The 20,363-nt window shown below is 63.3% G+C and carries 19 protein-coding genes and 1 tRNA gene; 5 read left to right on the forward strand and 15 right to left on the reverse strand.

Annotated elements, in window-relative coordinates:
- Positions 1-107: 107 nt before the first annotated feature.
- The 4 genes from X756_RS161075 to rsfS form a co-directional block, all read right to left on the reverse strand.
- Entirely contained in the window at positions 108-1,433 is a 1,326-nt protein-coding gene (locus X756_RS161075; protein ID WP_023668701.1) for a S41 family peptidase, read from the reverse strand.
- A 1-nt stretch (position 1,434) separates the two neighbouring features.
- Positions 1,435-2,793, reverse strand: a complete 1,359-nt coding sequence (locus X756_RS161070; RefSeq protein WP_023728666.1) for a murein hydrolase activator EnvC — start codon at positions 2,791-2,793, stop codon at positions 1,435-1,437.
- Between the two features lie 122 nt (positions 2,794-2,915).
- Positions 2,916-3,398 carry a 23S rRNA (pseudouridine(1915)-N(3))-methyltransferase RlmH gene (rlmH, locus tag X756_RS161065; RefSeq protein WP_023728667.1) on the reverse strand — a complete coding sequence of 161 codons (483 nt, stop codon included), beginning with the start codon at positions 3,396-3,398 and terminating at the stop codon, positions 2,916-2,918.
- Between the two features lie 62 nt (positions 3,399-3,460).
- The gene (gene rsfS / locus X756_RS161060) at positions 3,461-3,838 is read right to left on the reverse strand and encodes a ribosome silencing factor (protein ID WP_023668698.1); all 378 of its coding nucleotides are present in this window, start codon (positions 3,836-3,838) and stop codon (positions 3,461-3,463) included.
- A gap of 241 nt (positions 3,839-4,079) precedes the next feature.
- Between rsfS and X756_RS161055 the strand changes: the two genes are divergently transcribed.
- Positions 4,080-4,934 (forward strand): mechanosensitive ion channel domain-containing protein, encoded by an 855-nt coding sequence (locus X756_RS161055; RefSeq protein WP_023728668.1) that lies wholly within the window; start codon positions 4,080-4,082, stop codon positions 4,932-4,934.
- A 15-nt stretch (positions 4,935-4,949) separates the two neighbouring features.
- Here X756_RS161055 and X756_RS161050 read toward each other — a convergent pair whose 3' ends face one another.
- The 5 genes from X756_RS161050 to obgE form a co-directional block, all read right to left on the reverse strand.
- Positions 4,950-6,230 (reverse strand): MFS transporter, encoded by a 1,281-nt coding sequence (locus X756_RS161050; RefSeq protein WP_023728669.1) that lies wholly within the window; start codon positions 6,228-6,230, stop codon positions 4,950-4,952.
- Positions 6,231-6,303: 73 nt separating this feature from the next.
- Entirely contained in the window at positions 6,304-6,936 is a 633-nt protein-coding gene (locus X756_RS161045) for a nicotinate-nucleotide adenylyltransferase (RefSeq protein WP_023728670.1), read from the reverse strand.
- A gap of 203 nt (positions 6,937-7,139) precedes the next feature.
- Entirely contained in the window at positions 7,140-8,426 is a 1,287-nt protein-coding gene (locus X756_RS161040; RefSeq protein WP_023712013.1) for a glutamate-5-semialdehyde dehydrogenase, read from the reverse strand.
- A 3-nt stretch (positions 8,427-8,429) separates the two neighbouring features.
- Positions 8,430-9,608: a glutamate 5-kinase gene (proB, locus tag X756_RS161035; protein ID WP_023712014.1), complete on the reverse strand. Its 1,179-nt coding sequence runs from the start codon at positions 9,606-9,608 to the stop codon at positions 8,430-8,432.
- Between the two features lie 2 nt (positions 9,609-9,610).
- A complete protein-coding gene (gene obgE / locus X756_RS161030; RefSeq protein WP_023668691.1) occupies positions 9,611-10,642 on the reverse strand; it encodes a GTPase ObgE in 1,032 nt (343 codons plus the stop codon).
- Positions 10,643-10,809: 167 nt separating this feature from the next.
- On the opposite strand from obgE, the gene X756_RS161025 reads away from it, so the two are divergent.
- Positions 10,810-11,673, forward strand: coding sequence for an endonuclease/exonuclease/phosphatase family protein (locus tag X756_RS161025; protein WP_023728671.1), 864 nt, complete (start codon positions 10,810-10,812; stop codon positions 11,671-11,673).
- An 11-nt stretch (positions 11,674-11,684) separates the two neighbouring features.
- Here the strand turns inward: X756_RS161025 and X756_RS161020 are convergent, their stop codons facing one another.
- The 4 genes from X756_RS161020 to X756_RS161005 all read right to left on the reverse strand — a co-directional run bounded on the left by X756_RS161020 (position 11,685) and on the right by X756_RS161005 (position 14,036).
- Entirely contained in the window at positions 11,685-12,218 is a 534-nt protein-coding gene (locus X756_RS161020) for a GNAT family protein (RefSeq protein ID WP_023728672.1), read from the reverse strand.
- 21 nt (positions 12,219-12,239) lie between these two features.
- Positions 12,240-12,827, reverse strand: coding sequence for a GNAT family N-acetyltransferase (locus X756_RS161015; protein WP_023688901.1), 588 nt, complete (start codon positions 12,825-12,827; stop codon positions 12,240-12,242).
- Between the two features lie 132 nt (positions 12,828-12,959).
- Positions 12,960-13,229 (reverse strand): 50S ribosomal protein L27, encoded by a 270-nt coding sequence (rpmA, locus tag X756_RS161010; RefSeq protein ID WP_015315190.1) that lies wholly within the window; start codon positions 13,227-13,229, stop codon positions 12,960-12,962.
- A 99-nt stretch (positions 13,230-13,328) separates the two neighbouring features.
- Positions 13,329-14,036: a 50S ribosomal protein L21 gene (locus X756_RS161005; RefSeq protein ID WP_023700236.1), complete on the reverse strand. Its 708-nt coding sequence runs from the start codon at positions 14,034-14,036 to the stop codon at positions 13,329-13,331.
- Positions 14,037-14,405: 369 nt separating this feature from the next.
- On the opposite strand from X756_RS161005, the gene X756_RS161000 reads away from it, so the two are divergent.
- Positions 14,406-14,495, forward strand: a tRNA-Ser gene (locus X756_RS161000).
- A gap of 140 nt (positions 14,496-14,635) precedes the next feature.
- On the opposite strand, the gene X756_RS160995 is transcribed toward X756_RS161000, so the two are convergent.
- Positions 14,636-16,615 carry an EAL domain-containing protein gene (locus X756_RS160995; protein WP_023728673.1) on the reverse strand — a complete coding sequence of 660 codons (1,980 nt, stop codon included), beginning with the start codon at positions 16,613-16,615 and terminating at the stop codon, positions 14,636-14,638.
- Positions 16,616-16,882: 267 nt separating this feature from the next.
- On the opposite strand from X756_RS160995, the gene X756_RS160990 reads away from it, so the two are divergent.
- Entirely contained in the window at positions 16,883-17,929 is a 1,047-nt protein-coding gene (locus X756_RS160990; protein WP_023668687.1) for a class I SAM-dependent methyltransferase, read from the forward strand.
- Between the two features lie 276 nt (positions 17,930-18,205).
- On the opposite strand, the gene X756_RS160985 is transcribed toward X756_RS160990, so the two are convergent.
- The gene (locus X756_RS160985) at positions 18,206-19,099 is read right to left on the reverse strand and encodes an SDR family oxidoreductase (protein WP_023728674.1); all 894 of its coding nucleotides are present in this window, start codon (positions 19,097-19,099) and stop codon (positions 18,206-18,208) included.
- 125 nt (positions 19,100-19,224) lie between these two features.
- Between X756_RS160985 and X756_RS160980 the strand changes: the two genes are divergently transcribed.
- Entirely contained in the window at positions 19,225-20,163 is a 939-nt protein-coding gene (locus tag X756_RS160980; RefSeq protein WP_023728675.1) for an AraC family transcriptional regulator, read from the forward strand.
- Positions 20,164-20,363 lie beyond the last annotated feature (200 nt).

Here is a 20,363-nt window from a genome sequence, read left to right on the forward strand (position 1 = left end):
GCCTTTGAGGCACAGCGCCCAGCTGCCCCCGAATCAAACTGCCGGAACCTCACGGTCCCGGCAGCATTGCATCGCTTCGATTGGGCAGCCAGAGCTACCAGTCGATTTCACTGGTTAAGCACTGCCTTCTCCGGATTCGGCGGGAATGCCGGATCGGTCTTTTGGCCGCGCAGCAGCTGTTCGGCATAGATCAGCTGCAGATCGTCCTTCGGATCCGGCGGCACATAGGCAGCCGAGCCCGAGCCGGTATCGCTCTCGTCGGCGCCCTTGATGTGGCCCTTGAGGTCAGATTCACCGCGCGTCAGGTCCCTGCCCTGCAGTTCGGGCGGCAGCGGCTGGTCGACCTTGATGTCGGGCGTGATGCCCTTGCCCTGGATCGACTTGCCGGACGGCGTGTAATAGAGCGCCGTCGTCAGGCGCAGCGCGCCGTTCTCGCCAAGCGGGATGATGGTCTGCACCGAGCCCTTGCCGAACGACTGCGTGCCGACCACTGTGGCGCGGCGCAGGTCCTGAAGCGCGCCGGCGACGATCTCGGAGGCGCTGGCCGAACCGCCATTGACGAGCACGATCAGCGGCTTGGCGCCGATGTCGTCGCCTGCCTTGGCGTCGAAGCGTGTGACGTCCTTCGGGTCGCGGCCGCGGGTCGAGACGATCTCGCCACGGTCGAGGAAGGCGTCGGACACGCTCACCGCCTGGTCGAGCAGGCCGCCCGGGTTGAGGCGCAGATCGAGCACATAGCCCTTGAGCTTGTCGTTCGGCACCTGCTTCTTGATTGTGTCGATGGCATTCTCGAGGTCGTCATAGGTCTTTTCGGTGAAGGAGGTGATCTTCATGTAGCCGATGTCGTTCTCGACCCGGAACTTGACCGCCTTGACCTTGATGATATCGCGCACCACCGTCAGCTCGATCGGCTTGTCGGCGCCCTGGCGCAGGATGGTCAGCTTGATCGGCGTGTTGACCAGGCCGCGCATCTTTTCGACCGCATCGTTGAGCGTCAGGCCGCGAACCTCTTGGCCGTCGATCTTGGCGATATAGTCGCCGGCCAGCACGCCTGCCTTGGCAGCCGGGGTGTCGTCGATCGGCGTGATCACCTTGACCAGGTCGTTCTCCATGGTGACCTCGATGCCAAGGCCGCCGAACTCACCCTTGGTCTGCACACGCATGTCCTGCGCCTGCTCGGCATTCATGTAGGAGGAGTGCGGGTCGAGCGAGGTGAGCATGCCGTTGATGGCGTTTTCGACCAGCGACTTGTCGTCCGGCGGCGTCACATACTGCGCCCGCACGCGCTCGAAGATGTCGCCGAAGATCGCCAGTTGCTTATAGGTCTCGGAGCCTGCAGCGTTCGCCGTCGAGCCGGGCGCGCCATAGACCAGGCTCATCGCTGACGCGCCCATCAGCGCACCGGCAATAAGAAGCGACAGTTTCCGCATCATTTCACGTCCTTCCAGAGAAGCGGTCCGCCCACCATGGGGTCGGATCGACGGGTTTTCCATCCTTGCGGAACTCGACATAGAGTTCCGGCGTGGCATTTCCATTCTTCGAGGCCGAGGTGCTTGCCACCCGGGCCTCTCCCATCGCGCCGACCGGCTCTCCTGCGAGCACCGACTGGCCAGACGCGACGCTGATTCTGCTCATCCCCGCCAGGACGACATGATAGCCGTCTCCCGCATTGAGGATCAAGAGTTGACCATAGGAGCGAAAAGGCCCCGCATAAAGCACATTTCCGTCCGCCGGTGCCGTGACGATGGCTCCCGATTGTGTCGCAACCATGTCGCCAAGCATCACCGCGCCGTTACCGTCATCGGCCCCGAAACGCAGCTTGATCTTGCCGGTGACCGGCAGCGAGACTTGTCCCTGAAGTGCCGAAAACGGCGCGGCGGCGGTGAGGCGGTTGCCTTCCGGCACGGGCAGCGAAGCCAGCTCCGTCGACGCGGTTGTGCCTGCATCGGCGTTATCGGCGTCCGGCTTATCGCTGTCGGCCGCTTTCTGTTCGCCTGCCTTGACGGCATCCGCCGCCTTGCGGCTCTTGTCGGCTTCAAGCGAAGCGATCAGCTCTTTCAGGCTGCCGGCCTTGGCCGCAAGCGCCTGGGACCGCTGCTTTTCAGCGGCCATCGCCGTCCAGGTGTCCGCCTCGAGCTTCTGCTTGGCTTCGAGCAGCATGGAGAGGCGTTTCTTTTCCGCCGTCTGCTCGCCGACCGCCGCCGTCAGCCGCGTCCGCTCGGCCTCGATCGAGGCCGTCACCCGGGTCTGTTCCCTGAGGTCGGCCAGCAATTTGTCGGTCTGCTGGCGCAGTTCCGGCACCACTGCGCCGAGCAGGATGGCGCTGCGCACCGACGACAGCGCGTCTTCCGGCTTGACCAGGATCGCCGGCGGCGGATTGAGCCCCATGCGCTGCAGCGCGCCCAGCACCTCGGCCAGCACGTCGCGCCGCGCCGCCAGCGAGACACGGATCTTCTGTTCCTCGCCCTTCAGTCCTTCGAGCCTGGCGCCGATATCCTCGATGTCCTGGCCGAGCTTCTGCTCGGTCATAGCCGACTGGATAAGCGCCGCGGTGATCGAGGCATGGTCCTTCTTGGCCGAAGCAATGTCGGCGGCGAGCTTGGCCAGCCGTTCGGACGACAGCGTGATCTCGGCCGACACCTTCTCATATTCGGCACGGCTCAGATCGGGGTCGGGCGCCACGTCCAGCGTATTTTCGGCCCGTGCAAGCCCGAGCGACAGCAAAACCACCGCCGCAGCGATGCCGCAGCGCGCGTGCCGGAAGCCCGTTCGTGATTTCCCGTTGTCAGCCATTGAAGCCCGACTCTATGCGTGGCTTCGTTAACGAACCATCAACCATGATCGAACCGAAGCCTAGTACAAAACAGCCGCGCATTGGGGCGGAAATCCGGACGATTGACCCTCGACCCACTGATTTACGAACGATGGTAGGGATGTCCCGAAAGAATCGTTGCCGCCCGATAGAGCTGCTCGCCCAGCATGACACGCACCAGTTGGTGCGGCCAGGTCGCCGCGCCGAACGAGACCATCAGCTCAGCCTGATCGCGAACCGACTGGTCGTGCCCGTCGGCGCCGCCAATGGCGATGACCAACGCCTTGCGTCCGCCATCGCGCAGCTGGCCGATACGGCTGGCGAAATCGTCTGAGGACAGGTTTTTGCCGCGTTCGTCGAGCAGGAACAGCGCCGTGCCCGGCTGCAGCTGTGCCTGCAGCTTCTGGCCTTCCTCGCGGCGGCGCTCATTGGCGTTCTGGGCTCGTCCCTCGGCGATCTCGGCGACACCAGAGAATTCGAGCCCGATCGCCGGGCCGCTCTTGGCGAAACGCTCGAAATAGCGGTCGGCGAGCTCTCTCTCGGGGCCGGCCTTCATCCGGCCCACGGCATGAACTGCTATCTTCATCCCTGCCTCGGCGAGCTTTCAATCCATGTCGCACCCAGGATGGTTACGACATGAGACGAAGCTCAGTGCAAGGTCTCTTCCTCGAGGTCCGGCGCCTGCCACATCTTTTCAAGATTGTAGAATTCGCGGACTTCTGGGCGGAAGACATGGACGATGATGTCGCCTGAATCGATCAGGACCCAGTCGGCGCCGGACAGCCCCTCGACGCGCGCCGTGCCGAGACCGGCATCCTTGAGCGCCTTGAGGAGGTGGTCGGCGACAGCCGAGACATGACGGTGCGACCGGCCCGACGCGATGACCATATAGTCGCCGAGGCTCGATTTCCGCTGAATGTCGATTGAGACAATATTTTCGGCCTTGGAGTCTTCCAGACTGGCAAGGACTGTCTTGATGGCACGGGACACGGCGTCATCTACGCTGATCCTGGCCGGCGAAGGCATGATGTCAGCCTTCTTCCGCAATGCTGTTCTCAGTGTATTTCCTTTCGCAGCAAGAACAACCAAATCACCCACGAAATCAGGTGACACCCTATAGATAGGCAGAGTTCCCTTGCAGTTTCAAGACGGGAGGCCCTGCCACCGCGAACGCAGTGCAAGACTTCCGGTTCCGGAGCCTTGAGAAAAATCGGAACCCATGGCCGCGGCAGGGGTTATCGACACACCCCCCAAACGGATTTTCCTGATGCCAATCGACCCCCAGAACACGCTGCTCACCGTGCAGGCTGGCCTTGCGCAACTCAGCACACTGATCGTTTCCTATTCCTTCTCCGCCATCGGCGCCATCATCCTGCTGGTCGTCGGCTATCTCGTCGCCGGGCTCGCAGAACGATCGATCTCAGCCGGCCTCGGCCATATCCATGGTTTCGACGCGACGCTGCGCCATTTCTTTTCGAAGATCGTGCGCTACGCCATCCTGATCCTGGTCATCATCATGGTGCTCGGCCAGTTCGGCGTGCAGACGGCCTCGATCATCGCCGCCATCGGCGCCATCGGGCTGGCCATCGGCCTGGCGCTGCAAGGCACGCTGCAGAACATCGCCGCAGGCATCATGCTTCTGGCGCTCAGGCCATTCCGCATCGGCGAATATGTCGAGGTCGGCGCCATTTCCGGCACAATCGAGGAAATCGGCCTGTTCGCCACCAAGCTCCGCACGACAGACGGCGTCTATGTGCTGGCGCCCAATTCGACGCTGTGGAACCAGCCGGTGCGCAATTTTACCCGCAACGGTGTGCGCCGCGGAGACATCACGCTGAGCATCGGCTCCTGGAACGACATCGACCTGGCGCAGAAAACCATGCTGGGCGTTGCCGGCGGCGAGCGCCGCGTCAAGCGAGAGCCGGCGCCGATCGCCTTCGTCGCCACGGTGGGCGATGCCAGCGTCGCCATCACCTTGCGCTACTGGACCACGGCGACGGATTTCTTCGCCACCCAGATCGATCTCACCAAACGCGTCAAGCAGGCGTTCGACGCCGAAGCCATTTCGGTTCCCGCACCTCCGCCGGAGGCTCGACAGGAAACTGCCGCCACCAGGCAGTAGGAGCTGTGAAACCGTTCAGCGCTGATCTTCCGGGGCGTAGGCGAGCTCCACCGGCAGCGGCGCCTGCGCCGACATCGGCGCGAAACTGCTGGTCTCCGTAGCGGGGACGGCGCGCGTGGTGGCCACTCGCCACAGCACGAACAGGCAGAAGACGGTGGCGATGACGATGGCCACATAAATGAAGGCCTGCGTGCCATAGACAGCCGACAGGGCCGTCACGATACCCGGCACGATGAACCCCGACAGCGACCAGGCAAACAGCAGCGAACTCGACAGCGCCACCATGTCGTCCTTGCCGGCGCGATCGGCGGCGTGTGCGCTGGCCAGCGAATAGATCGATTCCGAAGCGCCGTCCCAGATCACATAGATCACCACCAGCACCGCCAGAGCGCCACCGTCAAAGCCGATAGCCATAATACCGGCAACGATGGCCAGTGCCGCAGCGCCGGCCAGCACGTAACGGCGATCGGTACGGTCGGAAATCCAGCCGAGCGGTATCTGCAGGATCAGCGTGCCGACGGGCATGGCCGACAAAAGCAGCGCCACATCGGCCTGGCTGTAGCCCTTGGCCGTGGCATGGATCGGTGCGAACCCGGCGATCGCCATCGACAGGCCGCCGACGGCCAGCATGCCGGCCACGCCGACCGGCGAGATCCGCCAGGCGCGGCCAAGCGCCACGGAGGCTGCGCGAGGTGGCGGCGGTTGAGCCAACCGCGTCATGCCGACCGGCAGGATCGACACCGCGGTGAAGGCAATGCCGATCAGCGGCGCCTGCGCCGTCGCGATGTCGACCGCCGCCAGCAGGGCATAGCCGACGCCAAGTCCGGCGACATAGGCGACGTAAAACACCGCCATCACCCGGCCGCGAATGGCGTTTGCGACGGCATCGTTGAGCCAGCTCTGGGCGACGATGAACAGGCCGCATATTGCAAAACCGTAAAGCGCGCGCGCCGCGATCCACAGCAGCGGGTAGGTGCCGGCGCCAATGGCAGCATTCGACAGCGCTATCAGCGCCGACAGCACCATGAAGGCGCGGGCGTGCCCGACGCGGCGCACCAGCGGCCCGGTCAGGATACAGCCGGCAAGTCCGCCGGCAGACAGGCCGGTGATGATCAGCCCGGCCCAGGTCGGATCGAAGCGCTCGACGCCAAGCCGGACCGGGATATAGGCGAACATCAACCCGTTGCCGACCGCGATCAGCGCCATCGACACGATTACGCTGGCAATGGCGATCACGGGCGCCGGCGGGGCGCCATGATTGGGGTCGATGTCGGTCTGGTTCACTGAATTGGCCATATCCAGCGCAGCATCGCCCAGCCAATCGCGAAAGGCCGCCGTAAAAGCGACATCGGCGATCTGGCCTTAGGAGTTACCCCTTGGCTTGCTGGCGAATAGCACTCGATGACAGCGACGAACGCGGGCCGTGAATAAAAGTCCAGGCCGGCGCCTTCATGCGGGCGAGCCGGGGCGCGTCACCCTCGTCGACGCGGGCATAGTCGAAGGTCTTGGCCACGACCGAGGACAGGAAGGACAGCGTCGCGCCCGGGCGGTCGATGACCGCGATGGGGAAGGTCATGACGATCTGGCGCCAGCGCTGCCAACGGTGGAAATCGCGGAGTGAGTCGGCGCCCATGATCCAGACGAAGTCGACGCCGGGATTGCGTGCCTTGACCAGCGCCAGCGTGTCGGCGGTGAAGCGAATATGATACGCCGCCTCGAAGGCGGTGACCTTGATCTTCGGGTTCTTGGCGATCTGCTCCGACTGCAGCAGCCGGTCGCTCAGCGGCGCCAGTTCCCTGGTGCTCTTCAGCGGATTGCCAGGCGTCACTATCCACCACAATTGGTCGAGCGCGAGGCGCCGCAAGGCAATTTCCGCCACCAGCGCATGGCCGGCATGCGCCGGGTTGAACGATCCGCCGAACAGACCGACGGCGAGGCCTTTCTCGGCATGCGGCATACGGAGGTAGTGCGAGGGGATGGCGGGCTGAAGGGACGACAGCATGGTGCTAGGCACCCCTCTCTGCCCCACCGGGCATCTCCCCCGCAAGGGGGGAGATCAGCAGCTTCGGCAAAGGCACTTTTCTTGCAACGTTAGTGATTGGCGAAAGCGGAAGAAAAACCTGATCTCCCCCCTTGCGGGGGAGATGTCCGGCAGGACAGAGGGGGGTGTCTGGGCTCAATGCCTTAAGCCCTGACGCGAATGATTCAAGGCCTCACCTGTCCCGACCCGCGCACGCGGTATTTGAACGAGGTCAGTTGCTCGACGCCAACCGGTCCGCGCGCGTGCATCTTGCCGGTGGCGATGCCGATCTCGGCGCCCATGCCGAATTCGCCGCCATCGGCGAACTGCGTCGAGGCATTGTGCAAAAGGATCGCCGAGTCGATCTCGTTGAAGAACCGCTCGACCGCTTTGGTATCCTCGGCGATGATCGCCTCTGTGTGGTGTGAGGAGAACGTCTCGATATGGTCGATGGCGCCGGCAATCCCGTCGACCAGTTTTACCGCGATGACGGCGTCGAGATATTCGGTCACCCAGTCGGCATCGGTCGCCGGCTTGGCGTCGAAGAACAGCTTCATCACTTCCTGATCGGCATGGATCTCGCAGCCGGCGGCGCGTAGCGCGTCGAGGATCGGCACCAGATGTGTGGAGGCCACCGCGCGGTCGACCAGCAAAGTCTCTGCAGCGCCACAGACACCGGTGCGCCGCATCTTGGCGTTGACGGCGATCCTGACCGCCATGTCGAGATCGGCCGAGCGGTCGATGTAGAGATGGCAGATGCCTTCAAGATGGGCAAAGACCGGCACCCGCGCCTCGCTCTGCACGCGCCCGACCAGGCTCTTGCCGCCCCGCGGAATGATGACGTCGAGATTGCCGCCAAGCCCTTTCAGCATCTCGCCGACGGCGGCGCGGTCGGTGGTCGGCACCAGCTGAATGGCGTCTTCCGGCAGGCCGGCGGCCTTCAGCCCCTCGACCAGGCAGGCATGAATGGCGGCGGACGAATTGAGCGAGTCCGAGCCGCCGCGCAGGATCACCGGATTGCCGGCCTTGAGGCAGAGCGCGCCGGCATCCGCCGTCACATTCGGCCGGCTTTCATAAATGACGCCGACAACGCCGAGCGGCGTGCGCACGCGCTCGATCTGCAGGCCGTTGGGGCGATCCCAGGCGGCAATCACATCGCCGACCGGGTCCCTGAGCTCGGCGATTTCACGGATGCCATCCGCCATGGCACGGGTGCGCGCCGGATCGAGCTTCAACCGGTCCATGAAGGAGCCGGACAAGCCCGATTCGTGTCCGTTAGAGACATCGATGGCGTTGGCATCGAGAATCTGCTGCTGGCGCGCGATGATCGCGTCGGCCATGGCGAGAAGTGCGGCATCCTTGGCGGCGGCGGTCGCAATCGCCAACGGTCGGGCGGCCGCGCGGGCGCGGCGGCCGATATCAGCCATCAGCGCGACGGTGTCATCCCCGGATTGTTCATGCAACTTCAGCATGTCTCATCCTCCGCTTACCTCGCCCCCGGCCCATACCTGGCCGGCAGCCCGTATCTGGTCACCCGGATCGCTCACCACCAGATCGTCGCGGTGGATCATCGCCGAGCGCGCCTCGTAGCCGAGCACGGTTTCGATCTCCGCTGTCTTCAGGCCTGCGATCCTTACGGCATCGGCGGCATCGTAGGCAACAAGCCCGCGCGCGATCTCGCGCCCTTCCGGCGACAGGATGGCCACCGTGTCACCGCGCGAGAAATTGCCGCTGACCAGCCTGACGCCGGCCGGCAGCAAAGATTTGCCGGACAGCAGCGCACCGATGGCGCCGGCGTCGACGGTGAGCCGCCCGGCCGGTTCGAGCTGGCCGGCGATCCAGGTCTTGTAGCCTTTCACCGGATTGGCGCTCGGCCTGAAGAAGGTGGCGCGCTCGCCACGCTCGATCGCCATCAGTGGCGACAGCCTGGTGCCCGAGGTGATGATCATGGCGGTGCCGGCGGCGGTGGCGATCTTGCCGGCATCGAGCTTGGTGCGCATGCCGCCGCGCGACAGTTCTGATGCGGCCGCCCCGGCCATAGCCTCGATATCGGGCGTGATGCGGTCGACCACCGGAATGAATTTCGCAGCGGGATCGCGCGCCGGCGGCGCCGTATAGAGCCCGTCAATGTCGGAGAGCAGCACCAGCAGGTCGGCGCCCATCATGGTCGCCACGCGTGCCGCCAGCCGGTCATTGTCGCCATAGCGGATTTCGGACGTCGCCACCGTGTCGTTCTCATTGATGACCGGCACCGCCTTCATCTTGAGCAGTGTCGAGATCGTCGCCCGCGCATTCAGATAGCGTCGGCGCTCCTCGGTGTCGCCGAGCGTCAGCAGGATCTGGCCCGATTTCAGCGAGCCCTTGCCCAGCGCATCCGACCACGCGCCGGCCAGCGCGATCTGGCCGACGGCCGCAGCCGCCTGGCTTTCTTCCAGCTTCAATGCCCGTTTGCCGAGACCGAGAATGGTCCGGCCGAGCGCAATGGCGCCGGACGACACGACCAGGATCTCGGCGCCGCCATTGGCCAGCACTGCAATATCCTCGGCAAGCGAAGCCAGCCAGTCGCGCTTCAGGCCGCTGGTGCGGTCGACCAGCAAGGCCGAACCGATCTTGACCGTGATGCGCCGGTATTTTGTCAGCGACTGCGCCGTCATCGCTATCGGTCCCAGCGGGTCTCGACGGGAGCGGCAGCCCTGTCGCGCGCTTCGCCGACAACCGCCATCAGCGCCCGCAGCACCGCTTCGACGCCCTCGCCGGTGGCCGCCGACAGCAGCATCGGCGCGCGGCCGGCAGCGCGTTTGAGCGACGCAACCTTCTTCTTGCGCTCATCGGCGTCGAGGATATCGACCTGGCTCAGCGCCACGATCTCGACCTTCTCGATCAGCCCATTGCCATAGGCATCCAGCTCGGCGCGCACGGTCTTGTAGGCCTTTCCAGGATTTTCCTCCTGCGCCGAGACCAGGTGCAAAAGCACACGCGTGCGCTCGACATGGCCGAGGAACCGGTCGCCGATGCCGACACCCTCATGCGCGCCCTCGATGAGGCCCGGAATGTCGGCGATGACGAATTCGCGCGCATCGATGCGGGCAACGCCGAGACCTGGATGCAGCGTGGTGAAGGGGTAGTCGGCGATCTTTGGCTTGGCTGCGGTGACGGTTGCCAGAAAAGTCGACTTGCCGGCATTTGGCAGCCCGACCAGGCCGGCGTCGGCAATCAGCTTCAGCCGCAGCCAGACATTCATCTCTTCGCCGGGCTGGCCCGGATTGGCGCGGCGAGGCGCCTGGTTGGTCGAGGTCTTGAAATGCTGGTTGCCGAAACCGCCATTGCCGCCCTTGGCCAGCAGGAAGCGCTGGCCGACCACGGTCAGGTCGCAGATCAGCGTCTCATTGTCCTCGGCAAACACCTGGGTTCCGGCCGGCACCTTGAGCGTCACATCGGCGCCCTTGGCGCCGGTCATGTTGCGGCCCATGCCGTGGACACCGGTCTTGGCCTTGAAGTGCTGCTGGTACCGATAGTCGATCAGCGTGTTCAGCCCATTGACCGCTTCCAGCCAGACATCGCCGCCGCGGCCACCGTCGCCGCCATCCGGGCCGCCGAACTCGATGAATTTTTCGCGCCGGAACGACACAGAGCCGGCGCCACCGTCGCCGGAGCGGATATAAACCTTGGCTTGATCGAGAAATTTCATTGGACTACGCAGTTTCTGTTGGCCTTGCGGCTTTGCTTTAGATCTTGCGCCTTGCTCTAAACCAAGGCGCGGCCAAGGGCGAGGCCGTTTTGCGACTAAAGCGCCGGATGCCCTTTTGCCGGGGACGCGGTAGCAGTGTTCGCGGACGGAGCTTGAGGGGCGCGGGAATGAAGGTTGTAAGCTACAACATCCAGTACGGTATCGGTCTGGATGGCCGCTACGATCTCGGCCGCATCACCGCGGCGGTTCGCGGCGCCGACGTGATCGCGCTGCAGGAAGTGACCCGCAACAATCCGAGGAACGGCAACCGCGACATGGTCGCCGAGATCGGCGAGGCGCTGCCCGAATATTTTGCCGCCTACGGCAGCAATTTCGAGGTCAATGTCGGCTCGCGCCTGGAGGCCGGCCGCGCCATCACCACCACTTTCCAGCTCGGCAACATGGTGCTGTCGAAGACGCCGATCCATCTGTCGCGCAATCTGCTTTTGCCGCGCAGCCGCAGCCTTGAGGCGATGAACTTCCAGCGCGGCGCGCTCGAGGCGCTGGTCGAGACCCCGCTCGGCTTCATCCGCTTCTATTCCACGCATCTCGACCATCGCAGTCCGGTTGAACGCGCCAGCCAGATCCGTTTCCTGCGCCAGCGCCTGTTGAACTATGCCTTCGAGGGCGGCGGCCTCTCCGGCATTCCCGAGATCGGCCTGCCGGACCTGCCCTATCCCGAAGCCTTCATAGTCATGGGCGACTTCAACATGCTGCCCGGCTCGCCCGAATATGTCGAACTCGTCGGCCGCCCGGACCATGAATTCGGCATGCCGCTGACCGCCGATCTCGCCGTCGACGTCGCCCAGCGCCTGAACACACCAGACGTCGTCACCTGGGTCGATCCCACGCGACCCGAAGACACAAGCCGCCACAAGCGCATCGACTACATCTTCACCTCGGCCTCGCTCGCCGGATCGCTGAAGCGCCTGTGGGTCGACCGTGAAGCGGTCGGCTCGGACCATCTCCCGATTTGGGTCGAGATGGGCTGACCGGCGATTGTTCATCTGCCGGCGTTTTTGCGGTCGACGATCGCCATCATGATCGCATCGACGTATCGGCCGTCGATCTTGACCGCGTCACGCTGCACACCCTCGGTGACAAACCCGACCTTGTAGTAGAGGGAGATGGCGCGGGCATTGTCGGAATGCACGGAAAGCTCGATGCGGACGAAGCCGATGTTGCGTGCTTCCGTCAAGGCGGCATTGATAAGCCGCAGTCCCAGACCACGTCCTCGATAGTCCGGCACAATTCCCATTCCAAGGGTGCCGCGATGAGCATGTATCTGCCGGTCATGCCGTGAGATATCGCACCAACCGACAACCTCGCCACGAACAACCGCCACGAACCCTGGGTCGCCTCTCCCGATGCGGTCCACTATGAATGTTCGGGTTTGATCGAGCGGCGGCGCTTCCAGGAAAGACAGGTACTTCCGCTCACGCGCAACGATGTCGAGCGCCTGGTGAAAACTCTCGACATCGCGCGGCGTCATCGGCGCAATCGTGACTGCTTCGATATGGTTGCTACAATCGGCCATCGGCTTGCTCGGAACAAACCATCAGAAGTGGACCCAGTTGCGCAGGCTGATCCAGGTCTTTCTGTCCAGCCGGTACCGCTCGACCGGCACCTGGCCGGCGACGATCGAGTTCAGCATGCCCTGGCCGGCATACTGGAAGCCGCATTTGTGGATGACCCGGCGCGAGGCCGGATTGATCACCCGCGTCGAAGCCTGCAGCACCTGGATCGACGTCCGTTGGAAGGCGAGGTCGACCAACGCGTGCGCGGCCTCCGTCGCATAGCCGCGCTTCCAATAGGGCTCGCCGATCCAGTAGCCGAGTTCCAGCCCGCGATCGGTCATGTTGAGGCCGGCGCAGCCGACGAAAATGTCGGTGCCGGCGAGCGTCAGGGCGTAGGCGATGCCGGCCCGGCGCGACCGGGTCATGGCCAGGAAGGCGCGTGCCTCGGCCTCGCCATAGGGGTGCGGCATGCGGGCCAGCATCTCGGCGACATGACGGTTGTCGGCAAGCTCGACCAGTTGCGCGATATCGGCTTCGCAGGGAGCGCGCATCACCAGCCGCTCCGTGGCCAGCACCGGGCAATCTATCGCGTAACTTTCGTCTTCGGTGTCTTCCGCTTCGGCAACCATTCGACGTCCTCCAGGCAAGAAAAAAGGGGAGATGGAAAACCCATCTCCCCTGATCCTTTTCCTGGCTCCATTCACTGGTTTGGCCAGACACCGGTTCCCGAGATGGGCGCCGGTTTTATAGTGCGGAACCGGCTACTCCGCGGCTTTGGTAATCGGGTTGACCGATACGTAGGTTCGGCCGTTGGCTTTTTTGTTGAAGGTGACTGCGCCGGTCTCGAGCGCAAAAAGGGTGTGGTCCGTGCCCATGCCGACATTGACGCCGGGATGCCAGGTGGTGCCGCGTTGACGGATGATGATGTTGCCCGGGATGACGGCTTCGCCGCCGAACTTCTTCACGCCCAGACGCTTGGAATGCGAGTCGCGACCGTTGCGCGACGAGCCGCCAGCTTTCTTGTGTGCCATCTAACTAACTCCGATGCGCCCTGGGGCGCTTGAATGGTCTTATGAACGCGTTCGCGTTCCGTTTCAAGTCCGATCCGGCGACCTTGTCGCCGGTTCGTTTTACTTCTTCGCCAGTTCCTTGGCCTGCTCGCGCCAGTCGTTGATCTGGTCGGTGCTGAAGGGCATGTGCGCGTCGATCTTGGCCACGTCCTTGTCCGACAGCTTGGCAAGCTGGGCGAAGGTGGTGATGCCCTGCTCGTGCAGCTGGCCGGCGGCAACCGGGCCGATGCCCTTGATCACGGCCAAATCGTCCGGCTCGCCCTTCGGCGCCTTGAACAGCGGCGCGGCGACGGCGGTCTCCGTCTTGGCTTCATCCTTCGGAGCAGCCTCGGCTTTGGCTTCCTTCTTCGCCTTGGCTTCCTTCGGCGCGGCCTCGGCCTTCGCCTCGGGCGCTACGTCAGCCTTGACTTCCTTGGCTTCCACCTTGGCTGCGGCCTTCTTGGAAGGCTTGGCGCCACCCAGCAGGATCTCGGCGATCCGCACGGTGGTCAGAAGCTGGCGGTGGCCGATCTTGCGGCGCGAATTCTGCCGGCGGCGCTTCTTGAAAGCGATGACGGTGCGGTTCTTGCCCTGCTCGACGACTTCCGCCGTGACCAGAGCGCCATCGACGAACGGGGCGCCGAAGGTGACATTTTCGCCTTCGCCATGGGCGAGGACGCTGCCGATTTCGACGATATCGCCGACATTGGCTTCGAGCTTCTCGATCTTCAGGAGATCGTTGGCGGCAACGCGATACTGCTTACCGCCCGTTTTAATGACTGCGAACATTTTTTGCCTTTCGCTGTTCGGTCGGCCTCGATGAGCCGCGTCACGCGGTTCGGCCGTCTTTTTGTCAGTCTGCGGGTTCGAAAAACAAGCGGCGTGGAAGAACCCTCCACGCCGATTGCGCGCTTCCCCTAACCGAAGGTTCGGTACGAGTCAAGGCAAACGGCCGGATTCCTTGGCCATGCGGCCTCCTTGCCGCGCCCGATCCCTCCGGTCGAGGACCGGTTGGCCCCATCTGCCGACGTGGCCGCAACGCAGCCCTCCAGACAGAGCCCGCACAGGAAGCTGAATTTCCCAGTGAATTTGGCCTTGTAACCTGCCCGCCCAGCCGTTATCTAGTGCGCCGCGCCGGCAACGGCCGACCATGACCGCGGAGAGGTGGCAGAGTGGTCGAATGCACCGCACTCGAAATGCGGCATGGGTGCAAGCCCATCGGGGGTTCGAATCCCTCCCTCTCCGCCACCCTACGCCCTGCGGGCTTCGGGTGGCAGGCCACCCGGAACCGCATCTGGGCGTAGGAGTGTCGCCCGAAGCTACGAAGTAGCGTAGGGGGACCGGAACGAAGCAGGATGCCCTCCGAAGCTTCAGCGAAGAGGCTGCCGCTAGGCAACAAGGCCTTGCCTCATTTGGTTTACCTCTTCGATCGGGACTGGATGCCCGGTGAGGAAGCCCTGCATCAAATTTACCCCCAGGCGCTGCAGCAATATGTACTGCTCCTCCGTTTCGACGCCCTCGGCGAGCACGACATGGCCGAGATTGCGAAGCAGCCCGACCATGTCCCGCAACAGGCTCAAGCCACGAGACGTCTGGCAATCGTGGAGGAAGCTGCGATCGATCTTGACCACGTCGAATTTGAAGCGGCGGAGCCATGTCAAGCCGGCAAATCCCGTTCCGAAGTCGTCCAGCCAGATCTGAACGCCGAGTTTTCGCAGCCGCTCCACGTTTCTGACCGCTTGCGCCTCCAGAAAGATGTCACTGCCTTCGGTGATTTCGATGGCCAGTTTCTGGGGCGCAAGGCCGTGCCTGCCAAGGATTTCGGTGATCCGGAGTGAAAAGTTGGGAGCCTTGAGCTGAAGAACGGATACGTTCACCGTCACGACCGAGCCCAATCCGTATTCCGCCATGTCACCGCAGGCTCGATCGATCAGCCACGTACCCAGTTCCACGATCGCTCCGGTCTGCTCGGCAACGGGTATGAATACGGACGGACTGATCATGGTGCCGTCGAAGTCGCATACCCGCATCAGACTCTCGTGGCCCAGCACGCGGCCCGACGCCAGCTCGCGAATTGGCTGGTAAGCGACAGAAACGAGCTGGTTGGAAACTGCCACCTTCAGCAGTTCTGAAAGATTTTCGCCGGAGCGATCCTGGCTGGTGGCGTGCGGGTCGTAAATCGTGAACGTAGCCCGACCGGCAAACTTGGACGCGTAGAGCGCGCGGTCAGCTTCCTGCAGCAGGATTCTAAGCTCTATGCTCTGATCGGCGCGCGTCAACGACGCCCCGGCACTGATCGTTACGATGTTGAGCTTGTCGCCCCGATCAGGGTGGTAGATATCCAAATCCTCTACAGCGCGACAAAATTTCTTCGTTATCTCATGAAGGTGAGCCCGCCCGGTGACCTTGCAGAGAATGACGAATTCTTCTCCGCCATAGCGGGCCGCGATGGCGTTGTTGGCAGCCGCCATCTCGGAAAGGACATGGGCGAGTTTGATTAGGCAATCGTCGCCGGCCTGATGACCAAGTCCGTCATTGAACCTTTTGAAGTAGTCGACGTCGATCAGAATGAGGCCTATCTCGTCGTCGTCCGCGGCCCAGTCTTCGCGCAGCTCCGAGAATTCTCGAATGATCGCCCTGCGGTTCTTCATTCCCGTGAGCGGATCGGTGTCGGCGATTTCAGTTAGCTTTTGCCCCTTCTTGATAGCAGCCTGCTCCTGGAATTGTGCCCGAAGCGCGTGCAGGAAAGTCTGGTACCGCTCCAGACTCAGCCGCCACGAAAGATAAAGCGACAAGACGAGGCAGTTCACGAAATAGGCCGACAACACGACCCGACCGGCGATGTCGGCCTGAAGGGAGAACATCGCGGCGTACACAAAGCTTGCGGCGACCGTCGCGGAGGCAAGGGCTGAAAGCCAAAAACGGAAGTTGAAGAACAGATTCGCACCCAGGATGAACACGGTGCCAAAAACCATGAAATGGGAGAGGGCATCCTGATGCTCTGTTCCAACAGCGGAGACGAGCCACCCAAGGGCACCGGAGACAATCGCCAGCGCTGCTACAAGGTGCAAGGTGGCAAGGGCAAAGCCCCGTCGGGCGACAAATTCGACAAGCGCCAGGGAAGTGATCCCTAGCGTAACGCGCGTCAAAACAAGCCGGCCGGCGACATCCGGAAAGAGAAACCAATCGAAAAGGCCATAGGCCACATAGCTGAATACAGCAGCCGCAATACCCCATCGCACAAGGCTGCGATTCTCATCGGCATCCTTCTGCAGGAACAGTGTCAGGAGTTCCGGATCGGCGGAATGCCACCGCGGACGTCCAATCGCTGCCGCCACCTTCTGGGCAACGTCCTCGCTCAGTTGCATCGCAACGCTCCTCCGCGATCTGCAGTAGCGAATGCAACAGCCGACGTCGCCTGCGGTTGGGGAATGAAGACGTCCCTGTCCGCAAGAAAAGTCAGATGTCACTAACCGAGGGTAAACGGGCGGTTCGGATTTAGCCAGTTTGCAGGATTGATGGCCGTTCCGTTGATTAAAATTTTACTAAAATTTTATTAAAATTGTTAGCATTGGTTGGCGGCGCACCTATGCTGCTGGCCGGGGACCGGGGCGGTAAACCGGAGAGTAAACGGCATGCCTATCAAGCCAAAACTGCAGCTCGACCAATACAGCCTGGTCACCACCAGGCTGATGAAGAAACATGTTGCGACCTCCGAAGAGGCGGCTGACTCCGACGAGTTGAGGGACAGCACGGCCCAGCTCGCCCTGATACTGGACCTTGCTCATCAAGCCTTTGCGCGAAACAAACCGGCCGCCCCCGTCGTCCATCGTTTGGCGGGGCGACTCCACAAGCTCCGCCGGCAGGTTGCTCCCGCGGTCTGGCAGAAACTCGTTCCTTTGGCTCAGCAGCATCGGGTCGCGGAATATTTGCTCCAAGACCCGTTCACGCGGTGGTCGGTCGAAAAACCGCGCGGGTATTCAGGCGATGCAGGCCTGCTGGATATTTACTACAAGCATCCGATCGCCGACGAGATCGTGGCCTCGTCGACCTTACTTGGTCGGCAAATTTATGCGTACACCAGTGAAGCTGCCAGTTCGGTGGCGGGGCGCGAGCGGCGGGATATTCTGGCCAGGACCGTGGACGAGACGGCCAGCAGTGTGGAAAAGGCTGAGGTGCTGGCGATTGCCTGCGGCCACCTCAGGGAAGCCGAACGCTCCGATGCGTTGGCCAGGCATAAACTGCAACGTTGGATCGGCCTGGATCAGGACCCCGTCAGCGTAGCCACGGTGAACCACGACTTTGCCGGCACGGCAGTCGAGGCAGTCCAGGGTTCCGTACGCGGCATCCTGCGCCGCGCCTACGCCCTTGGCACATTCGATCTCGTCTACGCATCGGGGCTTTACGATTACCTGCCGCGTGCCATCGGCGTCCGCCTGCTTCAAAGAGCCATGGAACTCGTCAAGCCCGGTGGCGAATTCCTGTTTGCCAATTTCAGCGACGAGATAACGACGGATGGTTACATGGAGACTTTCATGGATTGGCCGCTCATCCTACGTTCGGCCGACGATATGTGGGACATCATCAATGCCGCCCTCGGCGGGAGTCCTTTCGACGCGAAAGTCTACTATGGCTCGAACCGGAATATCGTTTACGGCAAGGTGAGGAAGGGCGATCTCTAACTAGGCGCGGGAATCGCGCGCGCATCCCCGTAACAAGGTAGGTCTGCCATGACGAGGCCATGCCTTCGCCGGCTTTCCGGCGACGGGCGAGCAGGTCGTCCGGGCTGCGGGCGGCCTACGCCGTGTTCGTTCTGCTTGCCGCCATACAGATGTGGCGGCGGTTCCAGCAGCACGACGGTGCTGCCCGCTCGGCGGGCTGCGTCTGGCCGTTTTGCTGGCACTGCCGCTGATCGCCAGGCTGTCGGTCGTGCAATGCAACGCGACTGGCCGGCCTGATCAGGCCTCGAAATAGCGGGCAGGATCGAGATCGGCGATGAGCCCCGGCCCGGTCGGCTGCCATCCCAGCGCAGTGCGGGTCTGCTCACTTGACGCCGACAAGTCCCTGCCGATGAAATGCCCGAGAAAGCCGAAATGCGCAGCCGCGTCCTCGGGGCCTATGGAAACGACCGGCAGGCCGAGCCGGCGGCCGATGATCTCGGCGATCTCTTTGCTCGCCACGCCCTGTTCGGCAACCGCATGATAGCTGACGCCGCCCGCCCCCTTCTCCAGCGCCAGCCTGTACAGGGTGGCGGCGTCGAACCGGTGCACCGCCGCCCAGCGATTTGCGCCGTCGCCGACATAGGCCGAGACGCCCTTTTCACGCGCAATGGCAATCAGCATCGGCACGAAACCGTGATCGCCCTCGCCATGGACGGTCGGCGCCAGCCGCACCGTCGATGCGCGCACCCCGCGCGCTGCGAGCGCCACGGCCGTTGCTTCCGAAGCGCGCGGCATGGCGGCCGATGGAGGCGCGGGTTTGTCGTCTTCGGTTGCCGGCCTTCCCTGCGCAAAACCGGCGAGGCCGGAGGTGACAAGCAGCGGCCGCTCGGAACCCTCGAGCGCCGCGCCGAGCGTTTCGATGGCGCGCTGGTCAACTGCGCAACTGGCGGCGAATCTCGAAAAGTCGTGGTTGAAGGCCGTGTGGATGACGCCATCCGATTGGGCAGCGCCGCTGCGCAGGCTGTCGAAATCCTCGATATCGCCGCGATGCGCCTCGGCACCCGCGGCCACGATCGACTCCGCACCTGCTTCCGACCGCGCGAGGCCAAGCACCTGATGGCCCGCCCCGAGCAATTCCCGCACAACAGCCGAACCGACAAAACCGGTTGCCCCGGTAACGAACACACGCATGATGATTTCTCCTTGGTTTTTGTCGAGGCCGTACAGGCAGCCCGTTGCGAAGGAGATAGAAGTTTGAGATCATACGATCTATACTGTAAAATCCGAGATATCTTCGCAATCGTCCGAGAACGCTCATGGATCCGCTGTCAGACGTGCTGTCGCTACTGAAGCCCCGCAATTACCTGTCGGCTGGGCTGGAAACCGGTGGCGACTGGGCGATCCAGTTTCCTGACCAGCAGGCCGCCATCAAATGCGGCGCCGTGGTGTCCGGCCGATGCTGGCTGTCGGTCGAGGGCGTCCCTGACGCGGTGCGGTTGGACGTGGGCGACTGCTTCCTGTTGCCGCGCGGCCGGCCTTTCCGCCTTGCCAGCGATCTCGGCCTGCCGACGGTCGATGCGCGAACGATCTTTTCACCGGCGCGGACCGGCGGCATCACCGTCCATAATGGCGGCGGCGATTTCCTCCTGGTCAGCAGTCGCTTCACGCTGTCCGGCGACCATGCCGGCATCCTCTTGCGGATGCTGCCGCCCATCGTCCACATCCGCGGCGAGAGCGACCATTCGGCGCTTCGCTGGCCGGTGGAGCGGATGATGCAGGAATTGCGCCAGCGGCGTCCCGGCGGCTTTCTCATCGTCGAGCACCTCGCCCACATGATCCTGATCGAGGCCTTGCGCCTGCATATGACCGCGCAAGGCAATGTCGGCTGGCTGTTCGCACTTACCGACAGGCAGATCGGCGCGGCGATCGGCGCCATGCACGAGGACCCGGCGCATGGCTGGACATTGCAGCAACTGGCGGAGCGCGCGGGCATGTCGCGATCGACTTTTGCGCTCAGATTCAAGCAGACGGTCGGGGCCTCACCCCTGGATTATCTGACGCGCTGGCGCATGATGCTGGCCGGCGACAGGCTGATGCATTCCGGCGATCCGGTTTCCGCCATCGCGCTGGCGCTCGGCTACGAATCCGAAAGCGCCTTCAGCACGGCATTCAAGCGCGTCATGGGCTGTTCGCCGCGGCAGTACAGCCGCCGGGAGCCGGACCTGACTGCGCAGGCCGAACGCGAAGCCGCCTGAGGCGGCGATCCGATCGCCTTGATCACCTTGCCCTTAAAGGCTGAAGCGCGAACGAAACTCGGTGAACGACATCGCCAGATGGTTCTCGTCCACATGGCCGGTGATTCCGTCCACACTGCGCGAGTCGAGTTGTAGCGGGCGAGCCAGAGCGGACAATTGCCGAAGCCGCTCGGATTTCCCAGCGCGCTTCGACCGCTGCG

Source organism: Mesorhizobium sp. LNJC405B00, from assembly GCF_000502615.1.
GTDB lineage: Bacteria > Pseudomonadota > Alphaproteobacteria > Rhizobiales > Rhizobiaceae > Mesorhizobium.

Excerpts from the sequence above, each read along its gene's own strand:
- X756_RS161075 (WP_023668701.1), bottom strand. The coding sequence starts at position 1,433 with ATGATGCGGAAACTGTCGCTTCTTATTGCCGGTGCGCTGATGGGCGCG.
- X756_RS161070 (WP_023728666.1), bottom strand. The coding sequence starts at position 2,793 with ATGGCTGACAACGGGAAATCACGAACGGGCTTCCGGCACGCGCGCTGC.
- rlmH (WP_023728667.1), bottom strand. The coding sequence starts at position 3,398 with ATGAAGATAGCAGTTCATGCCGTGGGCCGGATGAAGGCCGGCCCCGAG.
- rsfS (WP_023668698.1), bottom strand. The coding sequence starts at position 3,838 with ATGCCTTCGCCGGCCAGGATCAGCGTAGATGACGCCGTGTCCCGTGCC.
- X756_RS161055 (WP_023728668.1), top strand. The coding sequence starts at position 4,080 with ATGCCAATCGACCCCCAGAACACGCTGCTCACCGTGCAGGCTGGCCTT.
- X756_RS161050 (WP_023728669.1), bottom strand. The coding sequence starts at position 6,230 with ATGGCCAATTCAGTGAACCAGACCGACATCGACCCCAATCATGGCGCC.
- X756_RS161045 (WP_023728670.1), bottom strand. The coding sequence starts at position 6,936 with ATGCTGTCGTCCCTTCAGCCCGCCATCCCCTCGCACTACCTCCGTATG.
- X756_RS161040 (WP_023712013.1), bottom strand. The coding sequence starts at position 8,426 with ATGCTGAAGTTGCATGAACAATCCGGGGATGACACCGTCGCGCTGATG.
- proB (WP_023712014.1), bottom strand. The coding sequence starts at position 9,608 with ATGACGGCGCAGTCGCTGACAAAATACCGGCGCATCACGGTCAAGATC.
- obgE (WP_023668691.1), bottom strand. The coding sequence starts at position 10,642 with ATGAAATTTCTCGATCAAGCCAAGGTTTATATCCGCTCCGGCGACGGT.
- X756_RS161025 (WP_023728671.1), top strand. The coding sequence starts at position 10,810 with ATGAAGGTTGTAAGCTACAACATCCAGTACGGTATCGGTCTGGATGGC.
- X756_RS161020 (WP_023728672.1), bottom strand. The coding sequence starts at position 12,218 with ATGGCCGATTGTAGCAACCATATCGAAGCAGTCACGATTGCGCCGATG.
- X756_RS161015 (WP_023688901.1), bottom strand. The coding sequence starts at position 12,827 with ATGGTTGCCGAAGCGGAAGACACCGAAGACGAAAGTTACGCGATAGAT.
- rpmA (WP_015315190.1), bottom strand. The coding sequence starts at position 13,229 with ATGGCACACAAGAAAGCTGGCGGCTCGTCGCGCAACGGTCGCGACTCG.
- X756_RS161005 (WP_023700236.1), bottom strand. The coding sequence starts at position 14,036 with ATGTTCGCAGTCATTAAAACGGGCGGTAAGCAGTATCGCGTTGCCGCC.
- X756_RS160995 (WP_023728673.1), bottom strand. The coding sequence starts at position 16,615 with ATGCAACTGAGCGAGGACGTTGCCCAGAAGGTGGCGGCAGCGATTGGA.
- X756_RS160990 (WP_023668687.1), top strand. The coding sequence starts at position 16,883 with ATGCCTATCAAGCCAAAACTGCAGCTCGACCAATACAGCCTGGTCACC.
- X756_RS160985 (WP_023728674.1), bottom strand. The coding sequence starts at position 19,099 with ATGCGTGTGTTCGTTACCGGGGCAACCGGTTTTGTCGGTTCGGCTGTT.
- X756_RS160980 (WP_023728675.1), top strand. The coding sequence starts at position 19,225 with ATGGATCCGCTGTCAGACGTGCTGTCGCTACTGAAGCCCCGCAATTAC.